We start from the raw sequence: 25123 nt of genomic DNA, 5'->3' as shown, positions 1-25123 counted from the left end.
AGGCAGATAGCCATCAAGCCGTTTCGTAGGCAGCCTTGAGGCGATAAAATTCTTCGACGATAGCGGCCATTTCATCGGCGTCGTAATCACACAAGCCACTCACTACGAGTTTCTTGGAGCCCACCCCTACCGCTTCACCAGCCGATTCAATCGAGAACTCCAACCGCGCATCGGCACGTTTGCCATTCACCTCTAACGAAGAGTGATTGAGCGTTAACCCCGGTGAGAAACCATCTAAACGTTCAAGTGAAAAACCCATGCTGTCGTAGATCACCAGGGGGCGTTTAGGGTTAAACATAACCCCGTGTTGCTCCATGAGAGGTTTGAGATAGTGCGGGAAATTTTTCCCTGAAAATGCGACGTAACAGCGTGCAAAGGCTTCCACCACCGCGGGGTCGTGGGTGATGTCACCACCACGCACTACCTGCAAGTAACACTTCCCACTTTCATCGCAGACGTGCAACGTACCATCGTCCGCTTCGCTGAATTTAAGCGGGGTATCGGCGCCCACCATGTTGGTAAAGCGAAATTCCATTTGCCGCGACAACCCAAACTTTGTGAGTATCAATACAAATAGCAAGTCGCCGGGCACACAAAAGCGCCGTGCATCCGGGTTATGAATGGGGTTGTAGTCACCAGCGACGCCTTTGGCGAAACGACTGGCCTGCTCTGCGGAGATCACTACATACTCTCCGCGCTGCGCGTAAAAATCCTTGAACATGGCGTTTGTTGCCTGCCTAGCGTTGAAATCGAAAACCCGTCACTGCCCAACGCCGCGCATAATGCCATAAAACACGCCCCAACAGGAGTTATCTGCTCGGGAAACCACTATGCCAGACGCGAACACTCGTAAAAATCGCCTACCCCGCCTACTTTTTAGAGGGTTGATTGGCTTACTATTTATCATCCTGATCTGGGTGGCTGGCAGCTATTGGCTGCTAAATAGTCAATGGTTGCCCGCACGTATTGCCCAGTTTGAGGGTATTGATATTCACTGGAAAAAAGGCGTCAGCCGCCACCCTGGCCGCTGGGAAGTAGAGGGGCTTTATCTTGCTCGCGAAGATGCCGCCCTACCTATTTCCATCGAAGCAGAACGCGCCACCCTTTCGCTTTCTCTACTGGCCCTGCTGCGCGGTGAATTACATATCGAGGCGCTGGATGCCGAAGGCATCCGACGTTTAACCATTGGTGACACGGCGCTCGAAGCAGACGGCCGTTTACAAATAACCAAGACCACCTTGAGCCGCGACACCCTGGCGATCCCTGAGGTTTCACTCGCTATTACCAATGGTCGTTTAGTTCGCCTTAGTGATCAAGCCACCTTAGTGCGCGAGATTAATCTTGACGCAACAGCGACACTCGACTCAATAACCCCGGTCGACGCGGTAAGCGGCGAAATTAACCCCGATTTACTGGAAGCAGTTTCGGCACAATTTCAGTTGGATGCCCAGGCAGATGCATGGGATGTCATTATGCCCTACCTGGATGCCCTGCCGTGGCTCACTCTGGAGGGACGAGGAGCACTAACAGGGGCACTAACGTTAACAGCTGGCACACTGCAGCCTGATAGCGAACTCATCCTGGACGCACCTTTGCTGCGCTTGACCGTTGATGAGCAGCGGCTGCGAGCGCCGACTGACTCGCCGAACTGGCTAATCGCTGATAACCCACTACCACGCCATACCGCCACCGGCCAAGGTCAGGTTCTTTTAGCGGTTAAGAAAGAGCACCTGCATTTCTCGACGCAGCTTGTCGATGTCGCGCTCGCGGACACACATCCTTACGCGGAGAATGCTGAGCTTCATCTCGCGACCCAAATTTCCAACCAACGCCTGGATCAGCTTGACCTCCCTACGGCAGCAACACTGGCGTTACAGGGCGATATCACGCGCCTGGATATGCTTAATCGTTTCCTGGTATTTGATAGCGAAGACGCCGGGACTGAGGCTGCTGTTAACTCTGCTGTTAACAGTGAAAATAACATCCACCTTTCCGGCCATGGTCAAATTGAGGCCTCGGCTAGCATTCGCCAATCGCGCCCTTTTGAAGCCCAACTGAATATTCAAGCACCAGCACTGGCCGCCGATACGCTTGGCTTTATCGCCCAAGGAAGGGGCACGCTTAACGCCCAGCTAACGCCAGAGGAAATAATTGAGGCAACGCTCAGCTTTACCGAGGCCACGCTGCACCACCAAGAGCGTCAACTGCTTGCCAATGCCGATATCAATCTCGACGCTACAAGCCCCATCGATAAGACAAAAGCCCGTGAAAAGGCCTCTGCCACATTAAGCTGGAAAAATGCGCGCCTACCGAATATTGCTGTGTTACAAACCTACTTAGACGCTATTTTGCCAGAACCAGCACCCCTGCAGTTACTCAGCGGGCAAGCCAATAGTCACGGTCAACTTACCATTGTTTCAGAACAACTAAGCGGGGAAATGACGTTAGCTGGAAGCGGGCTTACCACGCGCTGGCAGCACGGTGATCAAGCGGGCACGTTAACCAGTGGTATGCAGCTATTTCTGCCCATCCGGCAAGCGGCGATGGATGGCTCCACGCTGGATATCAGCGGTACCCAGTTAAGTTGGCAAGTGACTGATGCTGACGCAGCTAGCGAGCGTTTAGACAGCACCATAGTGCTGTCCGACGGTCGTTTTCAGCGACACAATGACGAGCCTAGCGGCCAATTTACGCTGGCAGGAAGCGTGCATCAGCTCGGCTTTTTAAACACCTTCTTGCCAGAGGCTCATGGGCTGGCCATCGCTGGTGAGGGCCAGCTATTTGCCCAAGGCGCGTTTAGCAACGACCACTTGCTGGCCCCCACCCGGTTACGAGTTAACGCCGACCAGCTTGAAGTCATGTTTTTAGACTATCTCGTCACCGGGCGAGGTGAGCTCACCGCCCAAATGGATAGCCCCGAGCAGGCTCAACTCTCGCTTGGCATTCCCCGCTTTGCATTAAAACGCCAAGACGATGACAGGCCGCACCTGGAGGGCCGGCATTTTGCCCTGACGACTCAAACCGAACGCTTTAGCGAGGTGCTCGAATCTCCTCAGCCCGAGCACTTCACCACTCGTATAGCACTGCCCATTACCGAGGTGCCCGATTTCACTCGTTATAACCGCTATTTGCCTGAAGGAGCGGGTGTCACCTTACTGGGTGGGCAAGCTAGCCTTGAAAGCGAGTGGTTACTGGAAGGGCTAAACGCGCAAGGGGACATATCGCTGCGCGCCTTTGGTGCCGAGCTGGCGTTGCTGGATCAGCAGCTTCGCGGCGATGTTCATCTCGACTTACACCTCACCGACGGCGACCTGGCAACGCGTCAATTTACTGCCGATAACTCCTTTTTGCGCCTTGACAATGTCTTCCGGCAAAGTGAGGACGGAGCCCAGGATGCAGGCTGGTGGGTGCAGCTCTCCATGGACGAGTCAGCGTTGGCGTGGGAAGACCCTATTCGACTTTCCAGCCAGCTACGCTTGGAGATGCGCGACACGGGGTTGCTCGCACGGCTATTTCTAGCCCGTGCTAGGGATAGCGACTGGCTAGGACGCTTGTTGAATGTTCATGATATCGAAGGCACCGCTCAACTCGACATCAACGGCGAGCACATTCGCTTACAGGACCTGATACTCACCGGTGGCCCACTACTCCTGCTTTCGGATATCGCGCTGGCCGACCGCACTGCAAACGGCGCACTTTACGCACGCCTTGGAGTCGTCGGACTAGGCGTGGAACTTACCGATAGCGAACCCACCCTGCGAATTATTCAACCGCGACGCTGGTTTGAACAATGGCGGGAAGCAAGTCACTTGCTTAGCCCCTAAGCGGCGAACCTAACGCTTAGTGTTTTTTTCGCTGCCGACGGATCATTCGTACACGCTCTTTGGCCTTTTGCGGCGTAGAGAGCGGTGCCGCCGCCTCTTCATGGTTTTTAGGAGGAACCGTGACCCAGGCAAACACCGGTAATGCCAAGTGCCAATGAATAGCGGCTAACCGCAGCCCGAGGGTAACAATGAGCGAAGCGGCAATAGCGATTGTCAGCGGCGCCTCCAGCGCGTGCAGCGCGACATAAACGACGCCGCCAGCCATCGCGGCCGTGGCGTATACCTCCTCGCGTAATACCATCGGCACTCGCTGGGCCAACACATCTCGAATCATGCCACCGGCCACTCCGGTCATCATCCCCATCAACACCGCCACCATGCCCGACGTACCCAGCAGCAGCGCTTTATGGGCACCGATAACGGTGAACAGCGCCAGCCCAAACGCATCGGCGATGGGCAGAAAGCCGCGCGACAGGCGATGGATATAGTGAAACCCCATCAACGAGACGCTCACGGTAGCCAGGATGACCCAGAGATAAGTCGGATCAGTCACCCAAAACACTGGCCGAACGCCTAACACTAAATCGCGCAGCGTGCCCCCGCCAATGCCGGTCACAGACGCCAGCACCAGCATACCGATCGGATCCATGCGCGAACGGCATGCCAAAATCACGCCCGACAACGCGAACACGATGACACCCGCCATATCCAGCCAGTAAACCACGCCCGACACTCGCTTCTCCTTGATGCTCACTAACGATAAAGGCTGACAGGATAGCACCTCTCCCACCATGCACGAGTGCAACATTGATCACTTTTTAATCACCACTCTCTTATTTTGTAAGACATTGCCGACACGCTTTGTAAGACATTGCCGTTAGATACCCATCTGGGGTTGTCGTCCCTGGTTAGGTCGTTATCCTGATCGTTTCTCATTTAACTTGGCTACGTTAGCGACTACTCCTGGAGGGGGCATGGCACTCAGCACCGGACTGCACTTTACCGTGACGCTACCCGGCGTTGACGAGATCGCCGTAATCGACTTCACCCTCCGAGAAGCCCTCTCTCAGCCCTTTGAGCTGTTACTTAACCTCGCCAGCCGCTATGGCAATCTCGATGCCACCGAGTTACTCGACCGTGAGGCGAGCCTCACTATTTGGCAAGATGGCGAACCCCTGCCCCGGGTGCACGGCATCATCAGCGAGTTTGGCAAGGGCGACCGAGGCCATCGCCGCACGTTTTATTCTCTGGTACTACGCCCCGCCCTATGGCGGCTATCTCTGCGCCAAAACTCGCGCATCTTCCAAAAAGTCGACCCGCTCACCATCATTTATACCCTGTGCGACGAACGGGGCATTATTGATGTGGGCTTTGCGGTGAAACGTGAACTCGCCGAGCGCGAATACTGCGTGCAGTACCGTGAAACCGACCTTGCTTTTATCGAACGCCTGGCCGCCGAAGAAGGCCTGTTCTACTTCCATGAATTCACTAAAAATAGCCACCGACTTATTTTCGCCGACGACCCAAAGGTACTGATCAGCGTCGGTGAGCGCACATATCACAGCCGCGCTGGAGGCACTGCCCTCATGCGCCATGTGCGCAAACTCAGCCATACCGCCCGCGTGGCAGCGGCCACCACTACCTTGAAAGACTACAGCTTTAAAAACCCGGCTTACGCACAATTACATGAGCATCTGGGTCGCGATATTGAGCAACACGGTCAAAACGCCGATTACGAACATTTTGATTACCCCGGCCGCTACAAGCAGGACGCTTCCGGCAAGCCCTTTACCCGCATTCGCCTGGAACAGTTACGCCGAGAAGCCATTACCGCCAGCGCAGAAAGCGACCTGCCGGAGCTTGCGCCCGGCATGCGCTTTACCCTCACCGACCACGACACCGACAGCCTCAACCGCGACTGGCAGGCCATTGAAGTGAGCCACTTCGGCGAGCAACCGCAGGCCCTGGAAGAGGATGGGATGCTGGTCGGTAAAGACCCCCAGGGTGATGCAAACGGCATGACCCGCTACCACAACCAAGTCACGCTGACCCCTGGCGATACCCCCTGGCGCGCCACGCCCAAGCCCAAACCTCGCGTTGATGGCCCGCAAGTCGCTTTTGTGGTCGGCCCAAAAGGCGAAGAGATTCACTGCGACGAGCACGGCCGGGTCAAAGTCCAGTTTCCCTGGGACCGTTACGCCGAATCCAACGACACCGCGAGCTGTTGGGTACGCGTTGCTCAAGGCTGGGCGGGCGGTGGCTACGGCAGCATCGCCATTCCGCGCATCGGCCACGAGGTCATCGTCTCGTTTTTGGAAGGCGACCCGGATCAACCGATGGTCACTGGGCGCACCTATCATGCCGTGAACACCGCGCCCTACCCGCTGCCGGAACACAAAACCCGCACGGTGCTGCGTACCCAAAGCCACAAAGCCGAAGGCTTCAACGAACTGCGCTTTGAAGACCAAGCGGGTGAGGAGGAGATCTGGCTGCATGCCCAGAAAGACCTGGAGCTGTTAACGCTCAACGACCGTCTCGAAGACATCCGCAACGACAGCTTCCTGAAGGTCAATAACGACCGCATCAACGAGATCGATAACGACGACCACCACACGGTGCACGGCAATCGTTTCGAACACATGGAAGGCCAGCAACACTTCAACGTGCAGGGTTCCCTGCATATCAACGCTGGCCAAGCTTGGCTCAGCGAAAGCGGCCGCGAGCTGCATATCAAAGCAGGCCACAAAGTAGTGCTAGAAGCGGGTGACGAACTCACCCTGAATGCCGGGGGCAGCTTTCTCAAACTGGACGGCGGCGGCGTTACGATGGTCGGGCCTAAGGTGCGCGTCAACGTGGGGGGCACCCCTGGCAATGGCTCTGGGCAGGTGGTGGATGGGCCGCTGTTGCCTGGGCATGCGGTAGCGGAGGTGCATGAGCGAAGTGATAATATTTCACAAGCTGCGCTATTGAAGACCAACCTTAAGTTGCCAGAAGTATGTGAAGAGTGTTGGCAGAAAGCATTAGCAGAAGGCCAGAGCGCAATACCAGGGGAACAAGCATGAAGGCTGATACTCTTCCGCCATGGCAACGCTTCTCATCATCAGAAGCCCCCCCTGCAATAGAGCGCTATGCCTTAATTGAGCTAGCTCACCTATCCGTAGCCACACGAACGACCCTGTTCGATGAGCTGGTTCAAGACAGCCATTATTGGTCGCTAATTAAAGATGAAAGCCAGCCCCATTTGCAGCGCGAAGGCCCTTGGGTTTTACAGGTTAGGCAAGACAAAATTGATAAATTGTTAACGCTTAATGGCATTTTATGTGCCTTGCAAGGCTGGATCGAGACTCCACTGTCAGGGACTGAGCTGACTAGCCATCTGGCTCCGGCCATGGCGGTGGAAAACCCGCACAAGCAGCGCTCATTGCTACGGTTTTATCTCCCTGATGTCATTACCCAGTTGCATAAGGATGCGCTTGAGAACCCAACAAACGTACTTTTTTTAGGTGTTACTCGCTGGTGGTATAGAGATGCAACATTAAGCTGGACGGCTCTTGAAGGGAAAGCTTTGCCAGAGAGTTTGCCCCCATGGCAACTGACAGTAGATGAAGCCCGCTGGCAATCCCTACACGGTGACCCCGAGGTAATGCAATTAACCGCCGAGTTAGTCGATTTTTCACCCTCATTATTTGAAGGGATATGTCTTTGCGAGCGGCCCCGTCAGGTGGCTAAAGCGCTAATGCAAGCCAGCAACCATGGTTTGACCGGCACTTCCGACAAACGAACCTTTGTCTATGTGCAATTAAGCCAGGGTAAGGACGCCTGGGCATCGGAGGAGATGCAAAGCCTTTTACAGCGTGCGTCTAATCGAGAGGCTACGCTAGCTGACTTGTTGGCTACCACTTACCAGCAGACTGAAGAGTGTTAGTTCGCTGGGCAATGAGCCGTTACATGCGCCTAGTACCTGTTTGGCTTCAGGTGTTATTGGCTGCTTTGGTGGTTGTATGGGTTGCTTGGAGCATTCTTTTTAACACTTCGAAAAGTGGTTCTTTAATGGGACATAATCATATCGATAGGCCCATTGGCAGCTTCTGGCTAGATGACAATTGGGGCGGAAATTTATCAGCTTACTCTGGCGGTTTGTATACCGGAGGTGGTACTACCTGTTGCTGGTCTTTTAAAGGAGATTCTGTTGAGGTTGTATGGATTCTAAGTATGACGGGAGAGCAGAAGCGTCAGGGAATTGAAGAAGAGAGACATAGCGAAAACATCCCTATGCCAGCATATAGCCGAGACGATCAGTACTTGCATGTCCACTTTCTCCCTGACAATCAAGTCGAGCTTGCTTGGAGTCCAGACTTACAAGCTCCGTTTTTTGAGCGCCTCCAAGATAAGTAACATAGCTAGGATTAATGATAAGCACCATGCGGAATTTATTATGAAAAAAAGGAATTATTTACCATGTTAGTACGCTGGGCAATAAGCCGTTATATGCGCCTACTACCTAACTGGCTTAAAATTATACTAGCTGGATTGGGAGTGATATGGGTAGCTTGGAGTATGCTTTTTAATTCATCAAAGAGTGGCTCTTTAGCAGGATACAACCACACTAACAGGCCTATTTTTAGTTATTGGATCGATGGTAATTGGGGAGGGAATGGAGGCACCACCTGCTGCTGGTCTTTCAAGGGAGATACTGTCGAGGTAGTGTGGATTCTGGATGTTACTCCCGATGATATCGAGGCAGGACTGGAAGAAGAAAGGCATAGTATAACCCTGCCCATGCCAGAATATAATCGTGATGATCAGTATTTACATGTGCACTTCTTACCCAACAATAAAGTTGATTTGTTATGGAGCAACAATATCCGCTCCCCAAAATTAGAGCATTATCGGAATAAATGGGAGAGTAGGAGTGAATGAAATTACGTTAGAACGCATCCAAGCTATTGACGCTAGAAATGCATATAGACCCTCTAACATATATGGTGCAGACTGCCGAAAAGCACTAGATATTAGTTTTTTCTTTGATGGAATAAATCGAAATCTTGAGAGTGATTTATCGAGGGGAAAAGTTAGCAATATAGCGGCCATGTTTTTGGCCCACTTCTGGGGTGAAGACGACCAAATAAGTAATGCTTTTCGTAAGCATTACTACTCAGGCCTTGGAACATCTTTCGAGTCCAGCCTATCTGACGATGTGGTGGGAGCTGCGAACCGCGTTCCTGGCGAAGCAGTCGGAACGGGTGAGGGGCAGCTGCGTTCCAGTGGCACGGATGCCGCAAAAGAGGTTCTCTCGGGTGGTGGTTCGGGGCGCTGGTACGAGGTTTTTGGGCGTTCATTTAAAGTATCCATTACTCAACCCTGGAACTGGGTAAAAGCGGCCCGGGATGCCGCTATTCGCACGGGTATTGAGGCCGCTGCACCTATCAGGGACACCTCCATTGCCGCTAACCTGTTAATGAGTGGGAGCCACACCCGCCTCTCTTCCGCTGTTCGCGATTTCCGCAATAGCGTTGCTGATGTTAAGCAAAACAGTGAGCTACCGTTGGCCAGAATACGTGTTTCTGTCTTTGGCTTCGATTTTGGTGCCGCCATGGCTAAAGCATTTGTACGGCGGCTGCTGGATGAAGTGTGCGATCAGGATGGCGAACGTTTTGTTTATCAGGACAGCGATGTAGAGGTGGTATTCGTAGGCTTGTTGGACTGTGTGGATCGTACCCATGCCGAGATGGGACTGCTGGATTGGTTTCACCCGTTAAGCCCGGTACTTGATGATGGCGGAGGGCTACATCGGGGTTGCCAGCGAGCGCTACATCTAATCGCTGCCCATGAGCGGCGTTTTTACCGCCGCTGCCGTCCGCTGGGAGCGGAAAATCCGCAGTGGCATGAAGAACTGTGCCCTGGAATTAGTGAGGACATTGGCGGTGGTCTGAAAGCTGATGAGCAGAAAGCCAGTGCAGAACTTTCGCGCGCCGCTCTACACCGTATTTACCGCCGTGCCACCATCGCTGGGGTACCCTTTCCACCGCTGGATAGCCTAGTTGCTAGAGGTCGTCGCTTTGCTCAAATGTTCGAGCTGAATGATGAAATCGAAGGTTACTCACTGCCTGCTTTGGCACGCCACTACCAGCGAATGACGACGTTTCGGCAACGCCCTACGGATGAGAACTTCCGTGCGCATACCTTGGTTTATCTGGGCTGGTTGGCACAGCGTTACCGTGACTATCAGGACACCCTGGCTGCTCTAGAAGCGCGCGAGGATGACTTGCCCAACCGTTATTACCATCGCACTATTGGTTCACTGGTGGCGTCTATTTCCGGAGAACAAGAAGAGTGGTCACTGCAAAGAGCTGAGCAAGTCGAAATTGATGCGGCTATAGAGTCCCTCAAGCAGTCCTGGGGCTGGCTCGAGGATGTTGACAGCGAGGCGCAGGATATACGCCGCCGCGAACGTTCATCTGACAGAAATACCTATTTGCATGCGCGGGCTACGCTTCGTCATCATTCTCAATTAGCTAACAGTTGGTATCAGTGGACAAGAGAAGAGTCGCCTCCTGAACTACCTGAGCCTGTGGGGTTGCTGTTCGCATATGGTTTGCATGACAAACAGCCCGAAGAGATGACTTATCGAAATCGACAGCCCTCACAGCTCGTTGGCGGATATCGTTTTATGACGTGGCGAGGTATTGATCAGCCTGAAGGGTAAAATGTCGCTAATCAATACGTTTATTGAGCCCGCCATGACTGTCAAGATTCTCTGCATAGACAGACGCGCGACTATCTCTCCAGCTATCACAAATAGACTTGTAGCCATTTTAAAGCGAAGTGGTTTCGAGGAATGGGCAATGGGCAATGGGCGGTTGACATAAATCGGCATAACAATGCTGTTATCGGCAATAGTGGTCATGAAAGTTTAAAGCTTACAGGCTGTCCACAGGCCAAGATGAGCTAAGTACGTTACTCTGTTGAGCATCCCTCGTCGCTAGTATTGGAGTGCATATGGACTGGAACCCGGCTTACAGCTGGCTGGTACTCGCCCTGCTATTAAGTTTGGCAGAGCTGACCTCTGGCGCGATGGTACTGCTTGCACTGGGCATTGCCGCGGCACTTACCGCCGCCGTTACAGCGTTGGGCTTAACGCTCCCCTGGCAGCTGCTTAGCATGGCTATTTTTACCGGGATATTGCTGCCGCTATGCATTATGGTCATTCGCCCGCGCTTTTCACCCCGCGGAGTAGCTTACGGTACGACAGGCACTGGCGTAGAGAAAGGGAATCACTACACGACCCTGCGCCGTGATTTTGATGATGCCACTGGGATTAAAGTGAATGGTGATTTCTACCGTTTACGCGACCTTGATACAGGTGAAACCGAGTTACCCATGGGTACAACGGTGGTATTTAGGCGCTTTGAAGGTACTACTGCTTTGGTCACGCTACATCAACCCTCAGACATCGCTCCTCAAGATGACAATTCTCAACGCAAGGAACCTTAATCATGGATTTACCTATTAGCCCGGGTTTATTAATCAGCCTAATTGTTGTCGCAATCGCGGTCGTGATTATTTCTAAAGGCTTAGTCATTATTCGCCAATCTGAGGTGATGGTGGTTGAACGCCTCGGATCGTTCAATCGCGTATTGGAAAGTGGTATTAACATTATTATCCCGTTTATCGAACAACCCCGCGCCATCACCATGCTGCGCTATCGCAAACTCGGTGAGGAATACACCGCGATCACCACAGACGAAATCCGGATCGACCGCCGCGAAACGGTCATGGACTTCCCCGGCCAGCCGGTGGTCACCACCGATAACGTCACGGTGCGTATCAATGGCGCGCTCTACTACCAGATTATTGACCCTAAGCGGGCCGTCTATGAGGTCGTCAATATGAGCCAGGCAGTTGAGGTACTGGCCAAGACAACACTGCGGTCAGTCGTCGGCAAGATGGAGCTAGATAAGCTGTTCGAATCCCGCGCGGAAGTGAACAACGAGATCCAGGCGGCAATGGAAGAGCCCGCTTCTAAGTGGGGCATAAAAATATCTCGCGTAGAAGTGCAGGATATCGCCATGCCGGAAGAAGTGGAAACCGCTATGCGCCTGCAAATGGCCGCCGAGCGTAAACGCCGTGCTACCGTCACCGAAGCAGAAGGTGAAAAATCGGCGGCGATAGCGATGGCTCAAGGTCAGCGTGAATCTTCGATTCTAAATGCTCAAGGCGATAAGGAGTCCGCTATTCTACGCGCACAGGGTGAGCAGGAGTCTATCAAGCTAGTGCTGAGCGCCATCGGCGATAGCGAAGAAAATAAGCGCACGGTAGTGGGTTATCTGCTCGGCCAGAGCTACATCAAAGTATTACCCAATATGGCGAAAGATGGCGAACGGGTTTTCGTGCCTTATGAATCCTCTGCTTTGTTAGGCTCAATGGGCATGTTTCGCGAGATGGCAGGATCACCGGAAGATACGGTGGCCAATCATCTTAAAAACCGTAACAGTAATGATGGCGATTTTCGTAGTGGAATCGTCGGCGGTGCCGTCAGCGGTCACTAATAGCCCTATGACAGCGTACAGATTAAGAGTGAACCGGATTCTGAGTGATCCGGTTTTTTTGTGCCCAAGGCGGCTAAATAACCGGTACTCGAGCGTTGAATTAACCATCATCACCTAGGCTAATTTTTTCGCTAAACTGGCTATCACCGCTCAGAAAGTTGTGCGCCATGCTGCATAAGCCATCAGTGTGTCATCGGTTGATGCAAACATCGTAGTAGGCGATCTTGCTGTAAATCAGGATATTTACCATGTTGCTACGTGGTTACCCTCAATGCCGTGACATTCTGCTCATGATGGCCTTTACCATCCTGATGGTGATCTCTTGCACGCTTCAAGCTAGCACGTCGCCCCAACCACTTAATCAGTGGGAGTATCGTTGGGGCGATTCCCCGCCCAATGTGGATGGCACACCGGCATGGCTCTATAGCGATGCACTCGAATGGCAACCAACGGCTTCCCCTTCCAATCCGCCAGGACGTGATGGGCACCAACACCTATGGTTACGCACCACATTGCCGGAAGGTCAATGGAATGACCCCGTACTTTTTATTACCAGTATTAACCTGATTGGTCAGGCTTATCTGGGTGATCGGTTGATTTATCAATATGGCGAGCTTGATGATGAGGGGCGCGGCGATTTTGCAGGATGGCCCTGGCACATGATTGATTTACCCGAAGGCGCTGCGGGCCAAGCACTCACTTTTCGGCTTTACTCTTACTACACCAGCATCGGTTTGTGGGGCGAGGTGAAGGTGATGGAGCGCATTGATGTTTTAAAGCAGGTTATCCATGATTCTGCTCAGGATCTTGGCGTTAGCGCACTCGTTCTGGTGCTGGCGATTCTAGCCACCATATTCGCACTGATTGGTCCTGAACGGAGAGGATTTGGCGCCATCGCCCTGTTTGCTTACGCATCGGGGCTCATGCTGATCTCGGAAGCCCCTGCGCGACAATTGATTGCCAGTAACGCCCTTGCCTGGGATACGCTGCGGGCAGGCAGCTATTACATGTTGCCGGTGGCGCTAGGCCTGCTATTGAGTCATTGGCTTGAAGGCTCTGCTAAACGCTGGCTGACCCAGCTGTGGCGCTTACACTTCGCTTATGTGATAGTGACTATTAGCTTGGTTGAGCTCGGCATTATCAGTCTTTCGGTGACGTTTCCGATATTCGACGTCCTGTTGATCGTGACCCTCCCTGTCATGCTGTTGCTGGCCCTGTTCCGTTTCCCAAAGCTCAATCTGGATCAGCGTTTACTGGTGTTAAGTTTCACCTTTTTCGCTCCGCTGCTGATCACCGATATATTGGTAGCCCACGGTTTTCTTCCCTGGCGCCCTATCCCACTAAGCTATGGAACACTCGCTTTTTCGTTTGCTAACGCCGCCATTTTTCTGTGGCACTACCGCCGTACTCAGCAAGAATTGGCGATGTCTAACGAAACACTCGAACGGCAGGTAGCTTCTCGTACTGCCGAACTGGATGGCCTAGTGCGCGAACTAGAAGGGCTCTCTTTCGAAGACCCCCTGACAGGGCTTCATAACCGTCGCCATTTCAATACTGTGTTCGAGCATGAATGTCGCCGAGCGCAACAGGATAACAGCCACCTATCGCTACTAATGCTGGATGTGGACCACTTTAAATTAATTAACGATCAGTTTGGCCATGACGCAGGTGACAGCGTACTGGTGGAAATCGCCGCACGACTCCGGCAGCACTTTCAGGGGGACGGCGTTGTCTGTCGTTTCGGTGGTGAAGAATTTGTGGCGCTGTTGCCAACAACAACCGTCGACCAATCGGCAGAATACGCTAACGCCCTTCTGAACATAGTTTCTCAACAGCCGTTGATCTATGAGGAAGAACCGCTGGGGCGGATCACACTCTCCTGCGGCATCGCCGCCTTTCCAAGCCACTGCGAAGAACCACAGCAACTACTCAGGCTTGCCGATGAAGCACTGTACCAAGCGAAACACAGCGGCCGAAACCGCTGTGTTGTGTGGACTAAAACGCGTCAAGCAAAAGCTTTTACGCTAGCCCAAACAGGTCTTCCCAGCGGTTTAGTTAGGGTAAATCGGTCGCCAGAAAGTGATCGATAAACACCGCATAATCCTGTTCGGTGCAGTCGGCATAAGCCACCGCGAGCGTTGAAACGACGTCGACAAACTGAGTTTCCCGCCCATTCAGCCGTTGGCATACGGCCTTGGCAAAACGGGTCGCGTCGCCCTTGTTTAGCGCTTGGGCACCACGCAAGTGTTCACGCGCAAGAATTTCTCCCCACTGCTGGGCCAGCTTTTTATATGACTTGCCTCCAGAAAGCTTATGGGTAGGTATGTCTTTCTTAAACGGCGAGCGTTCACGCACCGAAAACACCTTCCCGTTCATGGTCAGCCAGCCAAGATAAGCGTCCGGATGCTCGGCAATAGCATGGAATGCCGCTGCATGGCGGATCCCTTCATTAGGAAACAGCTTTCGCCACGCCTGCTGCTGCGTCTTATCCATTAGCCGAAACGCCTCTGGTGGCACCTGCTCTTTAACATCCAGAATGATATCGTCGTGTTCGTGTTCAACACCCCCTTCGATCAAGACATAGTAGCGCTCCACACCCAATGAACCGGTACCTGCATCCAGCCGGCGGGCCGTATCTTTCACACGAAAATGGTGAGGGTCACTCTCTTTGAAGGCGTGTTGCAGGGTCTGCTGATACTCCTGCTCAATCAGGCGGCGTAACTGGCTGGCGACATCTGCCGGTAGATTGGCGAGCTTACCGGGCCGCTCGGCAAATTGGCGGCCTTTATGCTCATCTAGTGTGGTCCACTTTTCGAGCATTCTCGCACGGCTCTGTTTATCCGCCACCTTATTCATGAACGGCTTCAGCGGGCCCTTGGCGGTTTCAAGCGTCACGGCATGAATGGGTTTACCATCGACGTGATCTGCCAGCGTTTGGTAATAACCTTCTATAAGCTTTTTAAGCGCTTTATCGATCGCTTTGGTGTCTAGCTCCGCATTCTCGCGACCATCCAGTACCACGCTGATAGCTAGCCGCCACACGTCGTATTGGTAATCTCCAATCAATGCATCATCAAAGTCGTCCATACCATAGCGCACTTGGTCATCATGATGGCCATAAGCGCCAAAGTTATAGGCGTGAGCATCGCCTTGCAGCCACGTTTGGGTTTCCGGCCATCCGCCAAACAGGGCAAAGCGCCAATCGTGCCAAACGTCATGCCAGAAAAGGTGATTGCTCCCGCGATAAAACCGGTAAGGCGATGCTGCCATTTTGGCGTACTTGGCTTGGCGGGTGGCCGTGGCCAATGTCTTGTTCGCCTGATGAGTTGCCTCAATCACCTGCTGAGGGCGGTTATGTCCAGTCAGTGCATGACTCATCGCGTTGCCTTTGTTAGTACATTGTTTCGACTTGGTAGAGCGTCTATAAAATCGGTTATCTGCAAGGGTAAGCGAACAACATGAACAGATTAAGTCAGCGTTTATTATTCCGCGTTTCTTTGCAGCCGTGTAAACCCGCGAGGAGCGGCGATACGAAAGAAACGTTCAACCACTTCTGCGCTGGTAGCAGGCGTCATCAGTGACACTGTAATAAATACGGGCAAATTGGCCATCAATCCCCAGAAGCCTGCATGAATGCCCATTGGGTGCGGCCAAAGGAGAGTAAATGCCGTGGTGATCAAAAACCCCACCACGATACCGGCCATCACGCCCAAACGAGAAGCCCGTGGCCAGAAGAACATACCTATAAATGCAGGCAGCACCTGGGAGGCAAAACCCAACCCCACTAGCAGAATCATCACCAGGCTACCGGGCTCCGCAATCGCCAGTGGCGCCACGATCAGGAACATGATGGGCAAGATTAACAGCCGCGCCAGCTTGCCGGTGGCTGCATCCGAGAGTTTTAACACCGGCTGAAGCACATCTTTGCTAAATGACAGTGATACAGAGTGAATAAAGGGTTCACTTGAGGACATAGAGGCTGCCAGCGTGCCAGCGCCCAACAGCCCGACCAGCACGACAGGCAAGTGCTGCATGGCGTATTCCAGCACTACGGTATCGGCGCGGGCGAGTTCAGGCAGCGAAAAAATGCCGATGAAGCCAACCACCACCATAGGCAGAATCACTACGTAATAGGTGGGCAGCCACGTTGCGCTGCGACGAATGGTGCGCGCGGAAGAAGCGCTCATCCACTGTGTCCATACTGGCGGCATAAACGAGAACATAGAAACGATGATCGAGGTTGTCCAAAAGCTAAAGCTCATATCACCACCGGCGCCTGGCAGGGTGAGAAACTCGCTATGTTCGGTCTGGATGCGTTCGAACACCACCGCAAAACTTAACCCGCCGGTGGCGCTATGCACAGCCCACAGGCCAACCGCCCAGGCAACGATTAGCATCAGCACGCCTTGAAAGGCATTGGTACGACCAATCGCTCGCTGTCCGCTGGCGTAGAGATAAACGGCAATACAGGCCAGCACCAGCACGACCCCCAGCCAAATCGGTATCAAGCCGCCGCTCATCACAAACAAAATATAGGCCGAACCAATCGTTTGCAGAACGGCATAAGCAATGGAGCCAATCGCCATCACGAGCGCAGCCAGCGCCCCCAGCGCAGGGCTTTGATAGCGGTCAGCGATGGCACTTGCCTGAGTCACGTGACCAAACTGCTCGCCGAACTGCCACACTTTCGGGCCAAAGTACCAGGCGACCAACGCCAGATAGGCAAGGTAGATCGCTACATAAAACACCGCGACGCCTCTGGAATAAGCCCAACCGGGCGCGCCCATAAAGGTGTAAGCACTCACACTACCGGCGGCGATGAGCAGGTAAAGCGTCACCGGCCCCATACTGCGCCCTGCCACGCCCCACTCTTCCAGGCTGTTCATGGAATGCCCTGCCCTGGCGCGTAACCCAATCACCATCACAATGGCCACATAGGTCAGTGTTATGAGTAGTGGCCAAAGGCTATTCATGGTCGTCGCGCTCTACAATACGATTACCAATCAACATCACTACTACGCAGGCAAAAATCACCAGATAGCTCCATACCACCATTAACGGGAGCCCTAACACTAGCGTTGCCTTATTAACCAAGCCGATTATCGGCCACGTTCCCGCTATTACCAGCGCCATAAAAGCGATGAATAACCCCCATCCCGCACGAGAAGTGGGCAGAACGATCAAACGTCGCACGAGTACTCTCCTTTATTTAACCGCAACTTTATTAAGAGCAGCTAGCGGCTGCCCCCACTGGTCGCCATGTACCAGTTCGTTTAATGGCAGCCGATCGCGCCAGCCTTTGGCTTCAAGCTCCGGCTGATCTAAAAACTCATTCACATAGCCAAGGCATAGGTACGCCAGTGGATATACATGATCAGGCAGGTTCAACGCCGCGCTAAGCTGTTCTTGATCAAGAATGCTCACCCAGCCAACGCCAATACCTTCCGCTCGTGCCGCCAGCCAAAAATTTTGCACGGCTAAACAGGTACTAAACAGGTCGGTATCGACAATGCTATTGCGCCCCAGTACATGGGGGCCGCCCCGACTTCGATCACAGGTAATACAAAGATTGATAGGGCTTTCCAGAATGCCTTGCAGTTTAAGGCTACGGTAATGCTCCTTGCGTTTCCCTTCAAAACATTCGGCGGCCTTCCGATTTTCGTCCTCGAACGTCGCCAATACCGCTTCCCTGACAGTGCGGCTCTCAATCACGATGAAATCCCAGGGCTGCATGAAACCTACCGAAGGCGCATGATGGGCTGCCTCCAAAAGGCGGGCCAGTACGTCAGGTGGAATCCGTTCGGGCAGAAATTGCGAGCGCACATCGCGCCGTTCGTGTATGGCGCGATAAAGCCCACGGCGCTCAGCATCGGTAAAACGGTGATTCGAGGGAGTCATGGCGCTTGTCGGGCCTTTTGCTGATCTGGTTTATAAACGAGTGCAGAGTCTACACTAGGTCAGCCCAGCCTCCATCGAAGTGGCGTTGTTTGGCGTAATACGCCGTCCTCGTCCCAGTCATCCCACCCAGCAAAGGGGATGGCCAGTTCACTATCCAGGTTCCTCAGCCGAGATACCCAAGCCGCTTTACAAGCCTCCAGGTGACCCGTGAGGTCAGCTTCCGCTTGATAACGAATACCGCCGCCCTGAATGCCGTAGTTCACCTGGGGCGCCAGTACGTCAAAGCCAACGTAGTACAGTGATGAATGAATCGGCCAAAGCCAGTGAACCATGTTGCCTGCACGACCAAAGGGCTGAAATGTCATTTCAGGCGAGCCCGTGGTCACCGAGAGCATGGCCCTCTTGCCACCATAGTAGCCTTTATCGTAGCGCATGCGGCTCGTATAGCGACCACCATACACCAGCACCCGATCAAACCAGCCTTTCAAAATGGCTGGCTGGGCGTGCCACCATAAGGGAAACTGAAAGATCACCAAGTCAGCCCACTCCAACCGCGTCAACTCCCGCTGAACGTCCTGCGGTAATACGTTTTTTTCGTAGTGAGCCCGCTGCTCATTGAGTGGATAGAAGTAGTCCGATGCCACAGCGCTAGGCGGATAGTGTCCAGCGCGCTCCACCGGATCAAACTGATCCGCATAAAGATCATCCACTTCCACTGTGTGACCCTCGCCCATCAGCTGTGCTACCGCTTCATCCACTAGACCGCCATTGAATGACTTGCGTTCCGGGTGAGCCAAGACGATCAATACATTCATTCTGCATTCCCCCTGTCGATTGGTTCGACAACAGACTAACCTGTTCATAAACGAGTAGGCATTGGTCATAAATGAGAATCAGACTTGCATGAATGAACAGCAAATAAGGTGGGACGACCTGCAGATTGTGCTAGCAATTGCCGAAGCGGGTTCTCTATCCGGCGCCAGCCGAACGCTGCGTATCAGCCACGCCACTGTTTTCAGACGTTTAAGTGAGATGGAGCGGCGACTGGGCGTTACCTTTTTTGAGCGCAGCCGTAACGGCTATACGCCGACAATGGCAGGCGAAGATTTGACAGTTTCTGCCAAGCGCGTCCAGAGCGAGATCAACAGCGCGGAGCGCCGAATCATAGGGCAGGATTTAACGCTTACCGGCAGCCTGCGAATCACCACAACCGACACACTTTTCACGGGCCTGCTATCTCCGCTGCTGGCAAGCTTTCGAAAAACCTATCCGGCTATCACACTTGAAGTGGTCATCTCCAACCAGCTTCATAGTTTGACACGGCGTGAGGCCGATATCGCTATCCGTCCAACCTGCAAGCCACCGGAAACGCTTGTAGGTCGAAAAGTAAGCGACATCTCCTTGGCGGTTTATGGACAAAAAGCGCTTTGGCAAAATACTCCTCTGCCATTAGACCTAGCGTCACTATCGTCAGAAAACTGGATAGGCCCGGATGTGCATCTAGGCGATACATCACTTGAGAAGTGGATGGTGGGTAAAAACGTGGCCTACCGGCTGGACAGCATGCTGGGGATGCAACTTACAGTGCGTCATGGGGCAGGCATTGCGATACTGCCCTGCTATCTTGGGGATGCCGATGATGTGCTGCTCAGGCTCAGCGAACCGATTGAGGCGCTGACGACTCAACTCTGGCTGCTCACCCATCCAGATTTGCGCCATGTGGCCAGAGTGCACGCATTTATGGAGGCGATAACGCATGGGTTGCGTGAACGGTAATCGCTGGTTTTAGTACCGATAAGCGGATCAAGTGACAGCATACCCCGGCGGCAAGCGCTATCACTCCTTCTCAAACCCTGACAGAAACTGCTTCAGCAACGCATCCAGTTGCTGACGTTGTTCTTCAGTTAACCCGCTCACCAGTTGCGCCTGTGTCTCCACATGGGCGGCCACCGCTTCGTCGATCAAATCATAGCCGCGTTGTGAAAGAGAGATTAGGAAACCACGACCGTCTTCTGGGTTTTTGACTCGTTCGATCAATCCTGCCTTTTCCAGTAGATTGATGCGGTGAGTCATGGTGCCTGACGTCACCATGGTGGATGCCATTAGATCGCTCGGCGATAGCGCATAGGGCGCTCCCTCTCGGCGCAGCGTTGCTAGCACGTCAAAGCTCGCATCCGTCAGACCATATTTCGCCCAGGTCTTTTCCATTGTGCGCATTAAAGCGTGGTTAAGCCGTTTGACCCGCCCGATAGTACCCATCGGGGCTACGTCGAGGTCGGGCCGCTCCTGCCGCCATTGGTTGAGTATGTGGTCTACATGATCCATCGGTGTATTTTGCGCCTATGTATCTTGACGTCAAGGTTAATTCTACATACTTTGACATCAAGATATAATCCTTGAAGGCTGCTAATGACATCACTCAACACACCCAAGCAACACTCCTCTAAAAGAGCCTGGCTTGCACCGCTGCTGTATCTGCTGGCCGGTGGCGCCTTGCTGGGCCTATCGACTAATTTGGCAAAGCTCGCGGGTGAAATGCAACTATCAGCGCTCGCTTTTCTATTTTGGTCCATTTTGGGAGCGGCCATTATTCTAGTGGCGCTCGCCGCCTACCGCCGCCATCTTCCGCCCGTTAATCTTCGCACTGTCGAGTATTATGCCGTCTCTGCACTGCTGGGCGTGGCGGGCGCCAATCTGCTCTTCTTCTCAGCGGTCCCCCATGTCGGCGCCGGGTTTGTGGCATTGATCATCACGTTGCCACCGCTGCTCACCTACGTCGGTGCGTTGACATTAAAAATGGAGCGTTTTCAGCTCTTGCGGGCGGCTGGTGTCATGTCAGCCCTTATGGGAGCCTTCACCCTGGCTTTTCATAAGCTTTCTGCCCCTGATGCAGACTACCTTTGGATTCTTCTCGCCTTGATTGGCCCTGTGCTGCTGGCGATCGGCAACCTCTACCGAACCCTGCGCTGGCCAGTAGGCGTATCCAGCGATGCGCTGGCGCCTGGGATGCTGATAGCAGCTTCCCTGCTTCTGCTCGGGGTGAGCCTACTGCCAGGCTTCTCACTTCACGTACCCATGGATCGGTCTCTGTCGATTGTCCTGATTGCCGTCCAGGCGGTGGTTTTCGCTGGCCAGTTTTTGCTGCTCTTCCTGCTGCAAAAAAGCGGTGGCCCGGTATTTCTGAGCCTATTAGGTTCTGTTGGCGCCGTGGTGGGGGTTCCGGTCGCCATCCTGTTACAGGGAGAAACCGCCCCCGAGGGCTTGCTGCTTGGCATCCTATTGATTGGTACCGGTATTGCCCTGCTTAACATTGGTAAAGCGAAGCAGACGCCTGATAAAGCTGCCTAACCGAGGGGGCCTAAGCGAGTGGGTGATGACCGTGGCAGGACGTCGCGGAGAGGGAATCACAAGAGCCGTTATACGACCCTGCTTGTACGGCTACAGAATGCGACGTTCCATGGTGTGCATTCCCTTTGCGGTTTTCAATATTCTAAACCCCATGCGCTGGTATAAAGCGATGGCTGGGTTGATACCAAATACGCGAAGCCGAACTAAGTGAATGTCCGCTTGCTGAGCAGTTTCAGCCGTGAAGCGGATAGCTGCTGTCCCCAAACCTTGGCGCTGCCACATTGGGTCAATTTGCAGTTCCCGTATATAGTAGGCGTCTTCATCGTGGTTGATGCATAGCAGCCCCACACGTGAAGCGTTAATGACTAACGCGTAGCTATCCAGCTCGCCCCACTGTCTATCAAAGAGCTCGGTATCCCAGCGCATATCCAGATATTGGTAATAGCCCGACATATTTTGGCGAATTAATTTTTCCGCGAACGCCTTGTCGTCAGTCGGCCGAATAATAGGCGTCATATCTCGATTCCTAGCGCTGCTTGAGGTCTAGCCTTTGCGTCGCATCGACACTATCAATATTGCATGCCTATATGCGAATACAAAACGGCAAGGCTAAGCCTCGCCGTTTAGAACACGCTTACGCGACTCCTACCTCAACTGAAACGGGTAAACAGGCCCGATCTTGAGCAACTGGGTGAGTTCATCCAGTGCCGCAAGAGATTCTTCTGCCAGTTGCGGGTCGGCGAGATCGTCAGGGGCGAGACGGTCGCGGTAGTGGCGATTCACCCAGGCGGTCAGGTCATCATAAAGCGCATCGTTGAGCAGCACGCGGCCAGAGAGCGAAGCACGTTCTGCTTCAGACAAAACGACGCGAAGACGCAGACAAGCGGGGCCGCCGCCGTTGCGCATGCTCTGCTTGACGTCTTTGACGATCACTTCGCCGATGGGGTTATTACCCGCCAGAATGAGATCCTGGATCGTGCGCCAGACCGCTTCCCGCTCCTGACACTCGCCGGGTACCACAAGCGTCATGGTGCCGTCCGGATTGGAGAGCAGTTGGGAGTTAAAGAGATACGACGCGACTGCGTCTTCCATGCTCACCGCCTCGACCGGCACGCGCACGGGAATCAGCGGTGTGTTCATTTTGGCACGCAATTCATCGAGCGTGCCTTCTTCATCGAGAAACGCCATAGCGTGGTAGAGCAGCACAGGGCCGTTTCCCACCGCGATGACATCGTTATGAAACACGCCTGCATCGATGGCATCCGGGTGCTGCTGAGCGAAGACAGTTTGCGCATCAGAAAGCCCGTGCTGGCGGGCTACCGCTTGGCTGGCTTCCAGGGTCTGGCGGGCGGGATAGCGTTGGGGTTCGCGAGCGCCGCTACGCAAGTCACCAAACGCTTGGCGCCCATAGACGAACAAGTGAACGCCGGGGTCACCGTACTCGCCGCCAAGGCGGGTGTGATTGGCCGCACCCTCATCGGAAAAGGCTGGGGTAGCGGGTAGCACCGGGTGGTGGGAGAAGTGCTGTTCGTCGCGGAAGATCGCTTGCAGCACACGCCCCGTGGTTTGCGGCTCCAGGTAGCGGTGAAAGCTCGACTGCAGGTTGGCCGGCGTGAAGTGCACGCGGCCATCCAGTGCGTCGACGCTGGGGGTAATCGTGCCTGCGTTAGCGGTCCACATGCTGGAAGCCGAACATACCGCGCGCAGGAGCTGCGGCGCCTCTTTGGCGGCGCGGGCCAGCACATCGCTATTGCTGCCGCTAAAACCTAAATCGCGCAGTGCGCCAATATCGGGGCGCTGTTGGGGTGGCAGCACGCCCTGGGCGTAGCCTGCGTCCATCAACGACTTCATCTTGGCCAGCCCCTGTAGCGCGCCCTCCTTGGGATTGGAGAGCAGACCACCGTGGCTCATCGAAGCGACGTTACCAACGGCCAGCCCCGAGTAATTATGGGTAGGGCCGACTAAGCCGTCGAAGTTGACTTCCCTAATACGGCTGAAGGCACTGCCGTTCATAAACTCACTCCTGGTGGCAGAGTTTCAGGCATCTCCAGAGTGTCGGCTTCCATAGAAGCAACCGGGTAAGCGCAGTAGTCTGCCGCGTAATAGGCGCTAGGGCGGTGGTTGCCGCTGTCACCCACGCCGCCAAAGGGTGCATCGCCGGAAGCGCCAGTGGTCTGGCGGTTCCAGTTGACGATGCCCGCGCGAATGCGCAGCAGAAAGTCGTCCCAATCTGACTGCTCTCCCCCAATCAATCCCGCGGAGAGCCCATAGCGGGTGTCGTTGGCAAGCGCTAATGCCTCATCCCAGTCGCGATAGCGATGGATTTTCAGCAGCGGTCCGAAGTGCTCTTCGTCGGGAACGTCCAGGCCCGTCACATCAATCAGCGCGGGGCTTAGCAGGCTGGTGTTGTCTTGCAGGCGCTGCATACGATTGATCACCGCGCCCCCCATGGACTCCAGCGCCTCTTGAGCCTTGAGCAAGCCATCCGCCGCCGCGACGCTGACCAAACCACCATAGAATGGCGCTGGGTTCTCTTCGAACTGGCCCGTCACGTGCAGCTTGGTGATCGCCTCGGAAAGCGCATCGATCAATCGATCGCCCACTTCGCCCTCCGGCACCATCAAGCGGCGAGCGCAGGTGCAGCGCTGGCCACCGGAAAGGAACGCCGACTGCAGAATGGTCAGTACCGCCGCACGCTCGTCATCAATATCCTTCACTACCAGCGGATTATTTCCTCCCAGCTCGAGCGCCAGGACTTTATCCATTTGCCCAGCAAACTGCTGGTGCAGCATGCCGCCTACCTTGGCGCTGCCGGTAAACAGCAGGCCATCGATATCGGGGTTACCTGCCAGCGCCTGGCCCACGGCAACGCCGCCCTGCACCAGATTGATCACCCCGGCAGGTAGCCCGGCTTCCAGCCAACACTGAAGCGTTAAGTCGGCGGTTAGCGGAGTTTGATCGCTGGGCTTGAAAACGACGGTGTTACCCGCCAATAAAGCGGGCACCATATGGCCGTTGGGTAGGTGGCCGGGGAAGTTATAGGGGCCGAAGACCGCCATGACGCCATGGGGGCGATGGCGCAGTACGGCTTTGGCATTGCCAACGGCTTTATCCCGCTCACCGGTACGCTCGTTATAAGCTTTTACCGATAGTGCGATCTTACCCACCATCGCCCCCGCTTCAGTGCGCGCTTCCCAGAGGGGTTTACCGGTTTCAGAGGCAATCGCCACCGCCAGCGCCTCCCCACGGGTTTTTAGCACCTCCGCAAAACGCTCAACGAGGGCCTGGCGCTCGGCAACGGGAGTACGCGCCCAGCCAGGAAAGGCGCTGCGGGCGGCCTTCACAGCGGTCATGACCTGATCCTCGCTGGCCGTGGCGGCCTCCCAGAGCAATTGCCCGGAAACAGGATCGTGCTTGCTCAACGACGCGGCATCGCCTGCCAGCCAAGCGCCATTGATCAGTTGCTGTTGTTGAGCGTGCATAAAATTCTCCTGTGAACGTTGC

At 54.3% G+C, this 25123-nt stretch carries 22 protein-coding genes; 11 read left to right on the top strand and 11 right to left on the bottom strand.

The genetic code is table 11. From position 1 onward, the window contains the following. Positions 1-13: 13 nt before the first annotated feature. A complete protein-coding gene (locus ACUN8H_RS07640; protein WP_445531554.1) occupies positions 14-721 on the bottom strand; it encodes a DUF3581 family protein in 708 nt (235 codons plus the stop codon). A gap of 109 nt (positions 722-830) precedes the next feature. Here ACUN8H_RS07640 and ACUN8H_RS07635 point away from each other — a divergent pair, with 109 nt between their 5' ends. Further along, a complete protein-coding gene (locus ACUN8H_RS07635; RefSeq protein WP_445531553.1) occupies positions 831-3824 on the top strand; it encodes a hypothetical protein in 2994 nt (997 codons plus the stop codon). Between the two features lie 16 nt (positions 3825-3840). Here the strand turns inward: ACUN8H_RS07635 and ACUN8H_RS07630 are convergent, their stop codons facing one another. Then, on the bottom strand, positions 3841-4557 hold the full coding sequence (locus ACUN8H_RS07630) for a trimeric intracellular cation channel family protein (RefSeq protein WP_445531552.1): 717 nt from the start codon (positions 4555-4557) through the stop codon (positions 3841-3843). Positions 4558-4798: 241 nt separating this feature from the next. On the opposite strand from ACUN8H_RS07630, the gene ACUN8H_RS07625 reads away from it, so the two are divergent. The 8 genes from ACUN8H_RS07625 (at position 4799) to ACUN8H_RS07590 (ending at position 14463) form a co-directional block, all read left to right on the top strand. After that, entirely contained in the window at positions 4799-6886 is a 2088-nt protein-coding gene (locus tag ACUN8H_RS07625; protein WP_445531551.1) for a type VI secretion system Vgr family protein, read from the top strand. Then, complete coding sequence (locus ACUN8H_RS07620) at positions 6883-7749, top strand: DUF4123 domain-containing protein (protein ID WP_445531550.1); 867 nt, start codon at positions 6883-6885, stop codon at positions 7747-7749. The genes ACUN8H_RS07625 and ACUN8H_RS07620 overlap by 4 nt, the downstream gene beginning before the upstream one ends. A gap of 23 nt (positions 7750-7772) precedes the next feature. Then, complete coding sequence (locus tag ACUN8H_RS07615) at positions 7773-8219, top strand: DUF3304 domain-containing protein (RefSeq protein ID WP_445531549.1); 447 nt, start codon at positions 7773-7775, stop codon at positions 8217-8219. Positions 8220-8282: 63 nt separating this feature from the next. After that, on the top strand, positions 8283-8744 hold the full coding sequence (locus ACUN8H_RS07610; protein WP_445531548.1) for a DUF3304 domain-containing protein: 462 nt from the start codon (positions 8283-8285) through the stop codon (positions 8742-8744). A 169-nt stretch (positions 8745-8913) separates the two neighbouring features. After that, a complete protein-coding gene (locus ACUN8H_RS07605) occupies positions 8914-10530 on the top strand; it encodes a DUF2235 domain-containing protein (protein WP_445531547.1) in 1617 nt (538 codons plus the stop codon). 293 nt (positions 10531-10823) lie between these two features. Further along, positions 10824-11318, top strand: coding sequence for a nodulation efficiency, NfeD-like protein (locus ACUN8H_RS07600; protein ID WP_445531546.1), 495 nt, complete (start codon positions 10824-10826; stop codon positions 11316-11318). 2 nt (positions 11319-11320) lie between these two features. Beyond that, positions 11321-12373: an SPFH domain-containing protein gene (locus ACUN8H_RS07595; protein WP_445531545.1), complete on the top strand. Its 1053-nt coding sequence runs from the start codon at positions 11321-11323 to the stop codon at positions 12371-12373. Between the two features lie 248 nt (positions 12374-12621). Beyond that, a complete protein-coding gene (locus tag ACUN8H_RS07590; protein ID WP_445531544.1) occupies positions 12622-14463 on the top strand; it encodes a GGDEF domain-containing protein in 1842 nt (613 codons plus the stop codon). Here the strand turns inward: ACUN8H_RS07590 and ACUN8H_RS07585 are convergent. The 5 genes from ACUN8H_RS07585 to ACUN8H_RS07565 form a co-directional block, all read right to left on the bottom strand. Further along, the gene (locus tag ACUN8H_RS07585) at positions 14429-15751 is read right to left on the bottom strand and encodes a DUF2252 domain-containing protein (protein WP_445531543.1); all 1323 of its coding nucleotides are present in this window, start codon (positions 15749-15751) and stop codon (positions 14429-14431) included. The genes ACUN8H_RS07590 and ACUN8H_RS07585 overlap by 35 nt on opposite strands. Before the next feature lie 104 nt (positions 15752-15855). Continuing rightward, positions 15856-17346, bottom strand: coding sequence for a sodium:solute symporter family protein (locus ACUN8H_RS07580; protein WP_445531542.1), 1491 nt, complete (start codon positions 17344-17346; stop codon positions 15856-15858). Further along, positions 17339-17566, bottom strand: coding sequence for a hypothetical protein (locus tag ACUN8H_RS07575; protein WP_445531541.1), 228 nt, complete (start codon positions 17564-17566; stop codon positions 17339-17341). Before ACUN8H_RS07575 ends, ACUN8H_RS07580 begins: the two co-directional genes overlap by 8 nt. Before the next feature lie 12 nt (positions 17567-17578). Continuing rightward, entirely contained in the window at positions 17579-18271 is a 693-nt protein-coding gene (bluB, locus tag ACUN8H_RS07570) for a 5,6-dimethylbenzimidazole synthase (protein WP_445531540.1), read from the bottom strand. Between the two features lie 59 nt (positions 18272-18330). Further along, positions 18331-19086 (bottom strand): NAD(P)H-dependent oxidoreductase, encoded by a 756-nt coding sequence (locus ACUN8H_RS07565; protein ID WP_445531539.1) that lies wholly within the window; start codon positions 19084-19086, stop codon positions 18331-18333. 88 nt (positions 19087-19174) lie between these two features. On the opposite strand from ACUN8H_RS07565, the gene ACUN8H_RS07560 reads away from it, so the two are divergent. Further along, positions 19175-20047 carry a LysR family transcriptional regulator gene (locus ACUN8H_RS07560; protein WP_445531538.1) on the top strand — a complete coding sequence of 291 codons (873 nt, stop codon included), beginning with the start codon at positions 19175-19177 and terminating at the stop codon, positions 20045-20047. 60 nt (positions 20048-20107) lie between these two features. Here ACUN8H_RS07560 and ACUN8H_RS07555 read toward each other — a convergent pair whose 3' ends face one another. Further along, complete coding sequence (locus tag ACUN8H_RS07555) at positions 20108-20596, bottom strand: MarR family winged helix-turn-helix transcriptional regulator (RefSeq protein WP_445531537.1); 489 nt, start codon at positions 20594-20596, stop codon at positions 20108-20110. 84 nt (positions 20597-20680) lie between these two features. On the opposite strand from ACUN8H_RS07555, the gene ACUN8H_RS07550 reads away from it, so the two are divergent. Next, entirely contained in the window at positions 20681-21619 is a 939-nt protein-coding gene (locus ACUN8H_RS07550) for an EamA family transporter (RefSeq protein WP_445531536.1), read from the top strand. A gap of 90 nt (positions 21620-21709) precedes the next feature. On the opposite strand, the gene ACUN8H_RS07545 is transcribed toward ACUN8H_RS07550, so the two are convergent. The 3 genes from ACUN8H_RS07545 to astD form a co-directional block, all read right to left on the bottom strand. Then, positions 21710-22135 carry a GNAT family N-acetyltransferase gene (locus ACUN8H_RS07545; protein ID WP_445531535.1) on the bottom strand — a complete coding sequence of 142 codons (426 nt, stop codon included), beginning with the start codon at positions 22133-22135 and terminating at the stop codon, positions 21710-21712. A gap of 129 nt (positions 22136-22264) precedes the next feature. Then, entirely contained in the window at positions 22265-23632 is a 1368-nt protein-coding gene (astB, locus tag ACUN8H_RS07540; RefSeq protein ID WP_445531534.1) for an N-succinylarginine dihydrolase, read from the bottom strand. Beyond that, a complete protein-coding gene (gene astD, locus ACUN8H_RS07535) occupies positions 23629-25101 on the bottom strand; it encodes a succinylglutamate-semialdehyde dehydrogenase (protein ID WP_445531533.1) in 1473 nt (490 codons plus the stop codon). Before astD ends, astB begins: the two co-directional genes overlap by 4 nt. Positions 25102-25123: the final 22 nt, after the last annotated feature.

The sequence above is a fragment of the Vreelandella sp. V005 genome (assembly GCF_052645115.1).
The sequence above is the reverse complement of the archived record's forward strand: the minus strand, read 5'-3'. Positions and strand labels throughout refer to the sequence as shown.

Coding starts and splice junctions, on each gene's coding strand:
- astD (WP_445531533.1), bottom strand. CDS start 25,101: ATGCACGCTCAACAACAGCAACTGATCAATGGCGCTTGGCTGGCAGGC.
- ACUN8H_RS07635 (WP_445531553.1), top strand. CDS start 831: ATGCCAGACGCGAACACTCGTAAAAATCGCCTACCCCGCCTACTTTTT.
- ACUN8H_RS07550 (WP_445531536.1), top strand. CDS start 20,681: ATGACATCACTCAACACACCCAAGCAACACTCCTCTAAAAGAGCCTGG.
- ACUN8H_RS07610 (WP_445531548.1), top strand. CDS start 8,283: ATGTTAGTACGCTGGGCAATAAGCCGTTATATGCGCCTACTACCTAAC.
- astB (WP_445531534.1), bottom strand. CDS start 23,632: ATGAACGGCAGTGCCTTCAGCCGTATTAGGGAAGTCAACTTCGACGGC.
- ACUN8H_RS07595 (WP_445531545.1), top strand. CDS start 11,321: ATGGATTTACCTATTAGCCCGGGTTTATTAATCAGCCTAATTGTTGTC.
- ACUN8H_RS07545 (WP_445531535.1), bottom strand. CDS start 22,135: ATGACGCCTATTATTCGGCCGACTGACGACAAGGCGTTCGCGGAAAAA.
- ACUN8H_RS07600 (WP_445531546.1), top strand. CDS start 10,824: ATGGACTGGAACCCGGCTTACAGCTGGCTGGTACTCGCCCTGCTATTA.
- ACUN8H_RS07620 (WP_445531550.1), top strand. CDS start 6,883: ATGAAGGCTGATACTCTTCCGCCATGGCAACGCTTCTCATCATCAGAA.
- ACUN8H_RS07565 (WP_445531539.1), bottom strand. CDS start 19,086: ATGAATGTATTGATCGTCTTGGCTCACCCGGAACGCAAGTCATTCAAT.
- ACUN8H_RS07640 (WP_445531554.1), bottom strand. CDS start 721: ATGTTCAAGGATTTTTACGCGCAGCGCGGAGAGTATGTAGTGATCTCC.
- ACUN8H_RS07625 (WP_445531551.1), top strand. CDS start 4,799: ATGGCACTCAGCACCGGACTGCACTTTACCGTGACGCTACCCGGCGTT.
- ACUN8H_RS07580 (WP_445531542.1), bottom strand. CDS start 17,346: ATGAATAGCCTTTGGCCACTACTCATAACACTGACCTATGTGGCCATT.
- ACUN8H_RS07555 (WP_445531537.1), bottom strand. CDS start 20,596: ATGGATCATGTAGACCACATACTCAACCAATGGCGGCAGGAGCGGCCC.
- ACUN8H_RS07560 (WP_445531538.1), top strand. CDS start 19,175: ATGAATGAACAGCAAATAAGGTGGGACGACCTGCAGATTGTGCTAGCA.
- ACUN8H_RS07590 (WP_445531544.1), top strand. CDS start 12,622: ATGTTGCTACGTGGTTACCCTCAATGCCGTGACATTCTGCTCATGATG.
- bluB (WP_445531540.1), bottom strand. CDS start 18,271: ATGACTCCCTCGAATCACCGTTTTACCGATGCTGAGCGCCGTGGGCTT.
- ACUN8H_RS07615 (WP_445531549.1), top strand. CDS start 7,773: ATGCGCCTAGTACCTGTTTGGCTTCAGGTGTTATTGGCTGCTTTGGTG.
- ACUN8H_RS07605 (WP_445531547.1), top strand. CDS start 8,914: ATGTTTTTGGCCCACTTCTGGGGTGAAGACGACCAAATAAGTAATGCT.
- ACUN8H_RS07585 (WP_445531543.1), bottom strand. CDS start 15,751: ATGAGTCATGCACTGACTGGACATAACCGCCCTCAGCAGGTGATTGAG.